At 60.7% G+C, this 9,006-nt stretch carries 6 protein-coding genes; all 6 read left to right on the top strand.

Annotated elements, in window-relative coordinates; genetic code table 11:
• The first annotated feature begins 182 nt into the window (after positions 1-182).
• The 6 genes from Q1A87_RS22025 (at position 183) to Q1A87_RS22000 (ending at position 8,777) form a co-directional block, all read left to right on the top strand.
• Positions 183-716 carry an RNA 2'-phosphotransferase gene (locus Q1A87_RS22025; RefSeq protein ID WP_299656607.1) on the top strand — a complete coding sequence of 178 codons (534 nt, stop codon included), beginning with the start codon at positions 183-185 and terminating at the stop codon, positions 714-716.
• 108 nt (positions 717-824) lie between these two features.
• Positions 825-3,263: a class I SAM-dependent DNA methyltransferase gene (locus Q1A87_RS22020; RefSeq protein WP_299656606.1), complete on the top strand. Its 2,439-nt coding sequence runs from the start codon at positions 825-827 to the stop codon at positions 3,261-3,263.
• Entirely contained in the window at positions 3,260-4,501 is a 1,242-nt protein-coding gene (locus Q1A87_RS22015; protein ID WP_299656604.1) for a restriction endonuclease subunit S, read from the top strand. Before Q1A87_RS22020 ends, Q1A87_RS22015 begins: the two co-directional genes overlap by 4 nt.
• A 42-nt stretch (positions 4,502-4,543) precedes the next feature.
• Positions 4,544-7,612 carry a type I restriction endonuclease subunit R gene (locus Q1A87_RS22010; protein WP_299656602.1) on the top strand — a complete coding sequence of 1,023 codons (3,069 nt, stop codon included), beginning with the start codon at positions 4,544-4,546 and terminating at the stop codon, positions 7,610-7,612.
• Entirely contained in the window at positions 7,602-8,321 is a 720-nt protein-coding gene (locus tag Q1A87_RS22005) for a SprT family zinc-dependent metalloprotease (RefSeq protein WP_299656600.1), read from the top strand. Before Q1A87_RS22010 ends, Q1A87_RS22005 begins: the two co-directional genes overlap by 11 nt.
• Positions 8,322-8,570: 249 nt before the next feature.
• The gene (locus tag Q1A87_RS22000; protein WP_299656598.1) at positions 8,571-8,777 is read left to right on the top strand and encodes a hypothetical protein; all 207 of its coding nucleotides are present in this window, start codon (positions 8,571-8,573) and stop codon (positions 8,775-8,777) included.
• The last annotated feature ends 229 nt before the right edge of the window (positions 8,778-9,006 follow it).

Here is a 9,006-nt window from a genome sequence, read left to right as displayed (position 1 = left end):
ATGACCGCTCCCTCCCGTGGATTACAGCAAACCCACCTTGGCACATCGATGCCGTCGGGGGGCGGTCACACCATCAATGCCGTGAATATGTAGTCAGCTTCGCGTTGCCGCCGAACAGCCAATATTGCCGGCGTGCCAAGCTTTCTGAATTTTGAGGCAGCTGCTGCGGATGAGGGGCCCTGATGAGCAGAGACAGCAAATTTCTATCTCGCCTCCTCCGCCATGCCCCTGAAGACGTCGGGCTCAAGCTCGACGTGCACGGCTGGTGTCAGCTCGACGAGCTTATCCGCGCGCTGAAGAGCGTAGGCCGACCTATCACGAGGGCTCGACTTCACGAGATAGTAGAGCATGACGAGAAGCGACGATTCACAATCTGTCCTGCTGGTCGACGCATCCGAGCCGCACAAGGGCACTCACTAAATATCGATCTCGGCCTGACTCCGACCGACCCGCCGGAAATCCTGTACCACGGCACGGCATCACAGACACTCAACGCCATCTTTGGGGAGGGCCTGAAGCCCGGACGCCGCCGTCATGTGCATCTCTCTCCCGATCCAGAGACCGCCGTCATCGTCGGACGCCGTCATGGCAGACCCGTGGTCTTGCATGTTCATGCCGGCCGTATGCATGCGGCTGGCCACATCTTCTACCAGGCAGACAATGGCGTATGGCTGACCGATTACGTGCCCGCAGGATTTCTTGCATTCGCGTCCTGACAGGCGGCTCCAAAGCCCGCCGAGTGTATCATACTTGCGGATCAGTGCACCTAAGGCCACAATCAATTCAACGGCTTCCAACGACGAAGAAGCGAATAAGGGACAGGCATGGCGATCAAGAAGAGTGATATCTACCGATCCCTCTGGGACAGCTGCGATCAGCTCCGCGGCGGCATGGATGCCTCCCTCTACAAGGATTACATCCTCACCCTCCTCTTCGTGAAATACGTCTCGGACCGCGCTGGAAAGCACGACGCGCTGATCGATGTGCCTTCGGGATGCTCCTTCGACGACCTGAAGAAGCTCCGCGGCACTAAGGACATCGGCGAGGGGATCGACACTGCGATTGCCGGCATCGCAGAGGCGAACGATCTCAAGAACGTCATCGACCGCGCCTACTTCAACGACACGGAGAAATTCGGCCGCGGCGCGAAGATGGTGATGACGCTCACGGCGCTCATCAACATCTTCAGCCGCGAGGAGCTCAACTTCAGCAGCAACCGTGCCGATGGGGATGACATCCTCGGCGACGCCTACGAATACCTGATGCGAAATTTTGCGACGGAGTCCGGCAAGAGCAAGGGGCAGTTCTACACCCCGGCCGAGGTCTCCCGCGTTGTCGCGGCTGTGGCCGGCCTCAACCGGGCCACAAGCCCGCGGCAGACCGTCTACGATCCGACCTGTGGGTCGGGCTCTTTGCTCCTCAAGGCTGCCGACGCCGCTGACGTGCCGCTTACCATCTACGGCCAGGAGTTTGACATCACGACCCGCGGCCTCGCTAAGATGAACATGATCATGCACGGCCGCGAGGACGCCGAGATCGCGCAGGGCGACGTCATCGCGGAGCCGGAGTTCAAGGCGTCCGACACCGAGATCCAGACCTTCGACTTCGTTGTCGCCAATCCGCCCTTCTCGACGAAGGCCTGGGGGTCGGGCCTGACGACAGAGAGCAGGTTCGGCCGGTTCGATCTGGGCATGCCGCCTGAGAAGAACGGCGACTTCGCCTTCCTCCTGCACATCCTCGCGTCCATGAAGGCTACCGGCTCCGGCGCCGTCATCCTTCCCCACGGCGTGCTCTTCCGCGGGAACAAGGAGGCGGAACTGCGCGAGAAGATCCTGAAGCGCGGTTACATCAAGGCGATCATCGGTCTGCCGGCGAACCTCTTCTACGGCACCGGCATCCCCGCCTCGATCATCGTGCTCGACAAATCCGGCGCCTGCGCCGAGCGTCCCATCTTCATGATCGACGCCTCGCGCGGCTTCACGAAGGACGGCCCCAAGAACCGCCTGCGGGAGCGGGACATCCACAAGATCACCGACGCCTATACCCGCGAGATGGAGATCCCAGGCTATTCCCGCCTCGTACCCTACGCCGAGATCTCGCGTAACGACTTCAATCTGAACATCCCGCGCTACATCGACGGCTCCGACCCTGAAGACCTTCAGGACATTGAAGCGCATCTGAAAGGCGGCGTCCCAAACCGGGACATCGACCTGCTGGCAGAGTTCTGGGATGTCATGCCGGGCGTCCGCGCAACTCTCTTCGGGCCGAACCCGCGGCCAGGTTACTCCGACCCGCTGGTCGAGCCGGAGGAGGTCCGCACGACCATCCGCAACCATTCCGAGTTCGGCGCCTTTCGCGACCGCGTCCATGGCATCCTCGACGGCTGGGCCGGGGCGAATGCGCAGCTGCTGGACGGCATCCGGATCGGCGACAAGCCCAAGGCGCTGATCCACGCCATCGCCGAAGACATGCTCGAGCGGTTCTTCGAAGCGCCGCTCATCGACAAGTACGAGGCCTATCAGCGGCTCATGTCCTACTGGGCCGAGACCATGCAGGACGACGTCTTCATCGTCGCCGACGCCGGGTGGGACGCCGCGAAGGAGTTGCGCGAGGCGCGGAAGGAGACGGACAAGACCGGCAAGGTGAAATGGCTGGAGGAGGCCGATCTGACCGTCAACAAGGTCCGCCTCGTCGCCGATGTCATCCCGCCCCGGCTGATCGTCGCGCGCTTCTTCCCCCAGATGCAGACCGCACTGGACGAGGCGCAGACGCACGCCGAGGAGCTGGGTCGCGAGATCGAGGAGATGGTCGAGGAACACGGGGCCGAGGGCGGGCTGCTGGTCGATGCGCTGACCGAGACGGGCAAGCTGACCGCAGCTTCGGTCAAGGCGCGCACGAAAACCGGCGGGGCCGAGCCGGAGGAGACCAAATTGCTGAAGCAGGTGGCCAAGCTGATGACGGCCGAGACGGCGGCGAAGAAGGCTGTGAAGGAAGCGGAGGAGGCGCTGACCGAGGCCACGCTGAAGAAATACCCGGACCTGACCGAGGAGGAAATCCGCACGCTGGTTGTGGATGACAAATGGCTGTCCGACATCGCCGAACTGGTCGAGGCCGAGATCGAGGCGCGGACGGAGCAATTGACGGCGCGGGTGCGGGTGCTGACGGAGCGGTATGGGCATACGTTGCCGGAGATGGCCGAGAGCTTCGGCAAGCTCGAAAGCACTGTTGCAGATCATTTGCGCGCCATGGGCTTCGCAGCATGACAGTTGCTGAAGATACTGTTCTACCGTTCCAACTCCCTATTGACTGGCAGGCAACCTATGTGGGCACCGAGTTCTTTCTGATCTTGGGAAAGATGCTGGACGCCGAGAAAAATGTCGGCGTTCCGCGGCCGTATCTTGGCAATAAATCGGTTCAATGGGGGTGCATTGATACGGAAGACTTGTCCCTGATTAAGCTTACACCGGGCGACCTCCGCCGTTATCGCCTGATGGATGGCGACCTTCTGGTTTGTGAAGGAGGAGATATTGGGCGGTCAGCAATATGGCGGGGGCAACTGGAAGAGTGCTATTTTCAGAAGGCACTGCATCGCGTTCGTCCGCGAGGCGGGTTCTCACCCGTGTTGCTTCGATATTTGCTCGAATACTACTCCAAGACGGGTTTCCTTCTGAACTTCGCCACTCAAACCAGTATCGCGCACCTTCCGAAGGACAAGTTCGAAGTCTTGCCGTTGCCGAAGCCACCAATGGTGGAACAAGAAGCCATCGCCGAGGCGCTTTCGGATGCGGATGCGCTGATCGAGGGGCTGGAGCGGCTGATCGCCAAGAAGCGGCTCATCAAGCAGGGCGCGATGCAGGACCTCCTGACCGCCAAGCGCCGCCTTCCGGGGTTCTCGGGGGAGTGGACCGAAGCAAAGCTCGGAGCGATATCGCGCATCATTACGGGTCCGTTTGGCACGCTCCTGAAGGCATCCGAGTATGGCGGAAAAGACGGCGTCCCGCTGATTCCAGTTGGTGAGGTTCGAGATGGATATTTCCGTATCACATCAGAAACGCCGCGCATCTCGACCGAAGTTCTCAAACGATTACCCCAATACATCTTGCGTAAAGGCGATATTGTTTTTGGCCGGAAGGGTGGTGTCGAGCGTTCTTCAATTGTCACCGACGACCAAGTCGGTTGGTTCCTTGGCTCCGATGGCATAGTGGTCAGGTTCCATGAGCGCTTCAACGCAGACTTCTTTGGCCATTTGGTTCGCAGTCCGAAGGTTAAAGAATTCCTCCTGATGAATGCTTTAGGCACGACCATGCCATCACTCAATCAGAGCGTTCTCGGTGCGGTCCCGATCCAATATCCCGGTGAAGAGGAGCAGAGCGCAATTTCTGGAATACTGGCCGACATGGACACCGAAATCCAAGCCCTCGAAACCCGGCTCGAAAAGGCTCGGCAGGTGAAGGAGGGTATGATGCAGAACCTTTTGACCGGACGGATCAGGCTGGTCTGACGCCATTTTTATGGTGAGTGATTTTCAGAACGGAGTGCCCCCATGAGCAAGATCGGCGAGGTGGAACGCAAGGCCCAAAACCGGGTCATTGATCTGCTCTGCGGGGACAAATCCGGCAGCGTCGGCGGCCTCGGCTGGCGCTACCTCGGCGACTGGCAGAAGCGCGAGGGCAACGCCAACATCGAGGAGGACCTGCTCCGACCCTGGCTCCTCTCTCGCGGCTACGCGCCCGAGGTCGTCACCCGCGCCGTCGCCCTCCTGAAGCGCGAAGCACAGATGGAGGCTGTAAAGCTGTACGAGGCCAACAAGGCCTTCTACGACATGCTCCGCTACGGCCTGCCTGTCGCCCCCGGCCCCGGCGAGGCCCCGGTCACCGTGCACTTCGTCGACTGGTCCAACCCGGCCACCAACGACCTCGGCGTCGCCGAGGAGGTCGCGGTCAAGGGCAAGGACGCAAAGGCCTGGAACAAGCGCCCTGACCTCGTGCTCTACGTCAACGGCATCGCCCTCGGCGTTGTCGAGCTGAAGAAGTCCACCGTCGGCGTCGGCGAGGGCATCCGCCAGACCCTCGACAACCAGCGGTCCGAGTTCATCCGGCACTTCTTCACCACCGTGCAGATCACCTTCGCGGGCAACGACAGCGAAGGCCTGCGCTACGCCCCGATCCAGACGCCGCAGCCCTACTGGCTGGCCTGGAAGGAGGAGAGCGAGACCACCGCGCGCCTCGACCGGGACGTTAGCCAGATGATGGCCCCGGGCCGGTTCCTGGAACTGATCCATGATTTCACTCTGTTCGACGCCGGCATCAAGAAGATCACCCGTGTAAACCAGTATTTCGCCGTGAAGGCCGCTCAGGAGCGCGTCGGTGCCCGCGAGGGCGGGATCATCTGGCAGACCCAAGGCTCGGGAAAGAGCCTGATCATGGTCATGCTGGCGCGCTGGATCAGGGAGCATCACCCAGACGGCCGCATCCTGATTGTGACCGACCGCAAGGAGCTCGACGGCCAGATCGAGGACGTGTTCGGCAACATCGGCGATAAGGTACGCCGCGCCCGCAGCGGCAGCGACCTGATGGCCGCGCTCGCAGACCCTACCGACCGCATCGTCTGCTCCCTCGTCCACAAGTTCGGCAAACGGGAGGAGAGCGAGCTGGGCGAGCTGATCTCCGAGATCCAGAACGCAAACGTCGGCGCGCCGGTAGGTGACTTCTTCGTCTTCATCGACGAGGCGCACCGAACCCAGTCGGGCAAGCTCGCCCGCGCTATGAGGAAGATCCTGCCGGGCGCCATGTTCATCGGTTTCACAGGTACGCCGTTGCTGCGGTCCGACAAGGAATCCTCGCTGGAGACCTTCGGCCCCTACATCGGCACGCCCTACCGCTTCGACGAAGCGGTCGAGGACGGCGTGGTGCTCGACCTGCGCTACGAGGCGCGCGATGTCGACCAGCGCATCAGCGCGCCGGGAAAGATCGACGCATGGTTCGAGGCGAAGACCAAGGGGCTGACGCCTGTCGCCAAGGCCACGCTGAAGCAACGCTGGGGCACGTTGCAGCGAGTGTTGTCCAGCCGTGACCGGCTTGAGCAGATCGCCAACGATATCATCCTCGACATGGAGATGAAGCCGCGGCTCCATGCGGGAACGGGCAACGCGATGCTCGTTGCCGGTTCGATCCCTGAGGCCTGCAAATTCTTCGAGGTCTTCCGCAAATCGGGCTCTGTCCTTGCGGACAAATGCGCCATCGTGACCTCCTACAAGCGCGCCGCGCCGGAGATCACCGGCGAAGAAACGGGTATGGGCGAGACCGAGAAGCAATACGTCCACCGCGTCTACACCGACCTTCTCGGCGACACCTCCGAAGAGGACTACGAGGAGGAAGCCCTGCGGCTCTTCAAGAAAGAGCCCGGGCGGATGAAGCTCCTGATCGTTGTGAGCCGTCTGCTGACCGGCTTCGACGCACCGACCGCAACATACATCTACATCGACAAGCAGATGCGCGATCATGGGCTGTTCCAGGCAATCTGCCGCGTGAACCGGCTCGACGGCGAAGACAAGGATTTCGGCTACATCGTCGATTACAAGGATCTCTTCCGGAATATTGAGAGCGCCGTCGAGGACTACACTTCCGAGGCCTTCGACGCCTTCGAGAAGGAGGATGTCGAAGGGCTGATCAGTGATCGCGCGGATCAGGCCCACGACGATCTTCTGACGGCCCGAGATGCTTGGCTCGGCCTGATGGATGCTGTCGAGCAACCGAAGAATGACGACGAGATCTTCGCGTACTTCTCGAGCCCCCAGGGTCTCGACAATGATCCAGAGGCGGATGACAAGGCGCGTCGCCGACAGGCGCTCTATAAGATCGCCGGCCGGTATGCGCGCGCCTACGCCAACGTAGCTGCGGAGCCCGAAGGGTCTGGCTTCAATGATCTCGAACTCTCGGAGTATCGGAACGAGGTCGAACAGGCCATCGGTATACGCGATGCCGTTCGGTTGCACAGCGGTGACGCGTTGGACATGAAGCTCTACGAGCCCGCCATGCGGCATCTCATCGACAACTATATCCGGGCCGACGACTCCAAGGTCATCTCGCACCTCGACGACATCAGCCTGATCGATCTGATCGAGAGCAAAGGAGCGTCAGCCGAAGATGACCTGCCTGCCAGGTCGAAGAAGAAGAAGGAGAACGTCGCCGAGGCGATCGAAAATAACGTCCGGAAGCTGATCATCGACGAGACGCCGGTCAATCCGCGGTTTTACGAGAATATGTCCGAGCTGCTCACCGACCTGATCAAGCAGCGACGGGACGATGCTATCGCCTATGCGGATTATCTGGAGCGCATCGCCGCGCTCGTGAAGGACATCAAGGCCGGCCACGGAAAGCAGTATCCGGCGTCGGTGGACACCCCCGGGAAGAAGGCTTTGTTCGACAACCTTGAGGGGGACGAAGAACAGGCGCTCAGTGTAGATGCGGCGCTCCGCGCCAACGTTCCCTTTGGCTGGCGAGATCATCCCATGAGGGAGAGGAGAGTCAGGCGCTGCCTCGAGGCGCTCTTGCCCGACGAAGCCAGCGTGGAGCGGATCATGGAGATCCTGAAGCATCAGCATGAGTATTGAAAACCTCACGATCGGGGGCACTCAAGTCGAGGTCCATCGAAAAAAGATCAAGAACCTGCACGTGGGGGTATATCCGCCGGACGGTCGGATACGCGTTGCAGCACCTGACAGCATCAGCACGGACGCGATCATGACGGCCGTTCTCACGCGCATGGACTGGATCAGGCGGCGGCAGTCCCGCTTCCATTCTCAGGAACGGCAATCGGTTCGCCGCTACGTCTCGGGCGAGACCCATTACTTCCTTGGTCGGCCGCTACGCTTGACCGTGACGGAATGCGACACGAAGGTCCATCGGATCTCCATTGAAGGAAGAGATCGGCTCCATCTTTCCGTACCCGCCGACAGCACACCTGAGAACCGCCGGAAGTGGATCAGGAACTGGCGCCGCGCGCAATTGCGCGAATTGGCGGCTCCGTACGCCGAGACCTGGGCTTCGACCTTGAAGGTCGCCCCGACCTTCTGGGGCATAAGAGAGATGCGGACAAAGTGGGGAAGCTGCAATCCGAAGACGGGCAGGGTCTGGTTGAACCTTGAGCTTTCCAAGAAGCCGGTGGAGGCGATTAACTACGTCGTCCTGCATGAGCTGGCACATCTTATTTCGCCTCGGCACGATGAGCGCTTTATCGCGACACTGGACGCGCACATGCCGCGGTGGCGACAGATCCGCTCGGAGCTCAATGCTCTGCCTCTCTCTTCATGGAGCGAATAGTTCGGCTTGGGTATCGTTTCTACGTCCATGCTTGTTTGAGCGGCCTGCGCTGCACGGTCAAATTCCGGTCCCGCAGAGGATCGATGCGCCAGAAGCTAAGCGCGTCCGGCGGGCTTTCGCGAGGCTCGTGCCGCCATGGCCCAGTGCATGCGAGGACACCATCAGGCTTCATCAGCACCTCGGATCTCTGGCTCTCACGGCTCAAGCCGACGCGGCTCGGTCAGACGGCCTCGACGGCTACGAATTTTGATGCGTCAGTGCCTCGACTACGTCCTACAGGCCTACGCAGAACACGGCGTCGAAGAGCTGTCCTTGGTCAAAGCCCGTGATTTCCTGCGCATCCGCTACGCCGGCACGTTCGATACGAAGGCGGACCTCAGGTCGTTCGCGGAGATCAGGAAGGCCTTCGTCGACATTCAGGGACATTTGTTTCGCTGGAACGGCTTGAACGGCTGATTTCCCGCCGAAAGCCTCCAGTGGTCAGCTTTTGGTTGTCATAATGGACAAATGAACACCAAAATGGCCAATAAATGGTGGTCCCTACAGGACCAGTCTGTCGTGTCGCCTGACATTTGCAGAAGCCGCAGTTCGCACAGATAGCGCAGCCTTCGGTAGTGTCCCGGGGCGTGGTGTAGGAACTGGCGTCCACCTGCTTCTTCATAGCTGGTGTCGCTCGTTCATTGAG

It is taken from the genome of uncultured Jannaschia sp., from assembly GCF_947494055.1.
Lineage (GTDB): Bacteria > Pseudomonadota > Alphaproteobacteria > Rhodobacterales > Rhodobacteraceae > Jannaschia.
Note: the sequence above shows the minus strand (reverse complement) of the source record. Positions and strands in the feature narration are given on the sequence as shown.